The following is a 1097-nucleotide window of genomic DNA, read 5'->3' as shown; positions in this document are numbered from 1 at the left end:
CGCAGGGCGAGGTCGCCGAGCTGAAGGACAACATCAACCTGATGGTGGCCAACCTGCGCGAGACGACCCGCGCCAAAGGCTGGCTGAGAGTGATGCTGCTCGGGCGGCTTCTCCCGCGGCGTGCTCGACCTTCTGATGTGCCTGGCGGTTGATGCCGTACGCGTACATCCAACCGAGTAGGACGAGGAGGACGACGATCGCGAGGCACAACTCGATGGTTGCATCTCCTCGATCGTTTGAGCGGGCGCGATTGATCCACTGGTTCAGCTTCATCCGACACCTCCGGGATTGGTCACGCGCTCAGTGGGTTTGGTGTGGTCGACGGTGATAGCGAATTCCAGCCCCGGTACGAGGGTCGGGGACTTTCCGGTGATCGTGACGGTGCTTTCGCGGAGTGTCTTGTTCACCGACACGACCGGTGCTTGAAGGTCACCAGATCCGGATTTCGCGATGCACGCGTTCGCTGCAGCGAGCCCGAGCGCCTGGTTCCCTTGCTGGGAACGTGTGGCTTGCAATGCTTTTTCGGCGCAGGTGTTGGCGACGTCCCGTGCGTGGAAGAACAGGGCGGTTTGCAGCATTACGGAGAACATCATCAGGAAAGCGACCATCGCGATGACGGTGACGAGCGTGGTGGGCCCTCGGTCGTCGTGGCGCCACCGGTCGATCAGCTGTTCCAGTGTCATGACTGTCCGTTTCTCTGCGGTCCGGTTGGTGGGTCGGGTTAGGTGGCGAGATCTCTTTGGGCTGCGATTCTGCGTTTGGTTTCCACACGGTTGCGGACGAACACGGCAGAACATGTCACTGCGGCTACAAAGGCTATGGAGAGGGGGAATGCTGCGGCAAAGGTGCCGAAACGTGCTGCACGGGAGGTGTTTTCGTCGGTAATCAGGTCGGTTGCCAGGAACGGCAGGACGATTATCATGATTGCCGCAGCCATGGGGGCGTAAATGAACGCCATGGAGTGGTCATCGATGATGGTTTCTATCGCCAGCAAGAGAGCCATCGTGACGAGCAGTACGCCGACTGTGATGATCATCGTCGTTTCCTTCACTTTTCTGTGGGGTGGCGCGCGGTTATATGCGCCGCTTGATTTAAAA

The 1097-nt window shown here is 59.3% G+C and carries 2 protein-coding genes and 1 pseudogene; all 3 read right to left on the bottom strand.

All coding sequences use genetic code 11. From position 1 onward, the window contains the following. Positions 1 to 105 precede the first annotated feature (105 nt). Positions 106 to 273, bottom strand: a pseudogene (locus ABT116_RS49430) (hypothetical protein); the annotation flags it as partial. Further along, positions 270 to 683 carry a hypothetical protein gene (locus ABT116_RS49425; RefSeq protein WP_003944251.1) on the bottom strand — a complete coding sequence of 138 codons (414 nt, stop codon included), beginning with the start codon at positions 681 to 683 and terminating at the stop codon, positions 270 to 272. The pseudogene ABT116_RS49430 and the gene ABT116_RS49425, both read right to left, overlap by 4 nt. 38 nt (positions 684 to 721) lie before the next feature. Continuing rightward, on the bottom strand, positions 722 to 1097 hold a 376-nt coding region (locus tag ABT116_RS49420), incomplete at its 5' end, for a hypothetical protein (protein ID WP_351648216.1).

The sequence above is a fragment of the Streptomyces sp. NPDC002130 genome (assembly GCF_040296465.1).
Taxonomy (GTDB): Bacteria; Actinomycetota; Actinomycetes; order Streptomycetales; family Streptomycetaceae; genus Streptomyces.
Note: the sequence above shows the minus strand (reverse complement) of the source record. Positions and strands in the feature narration are given on the sequence as shown.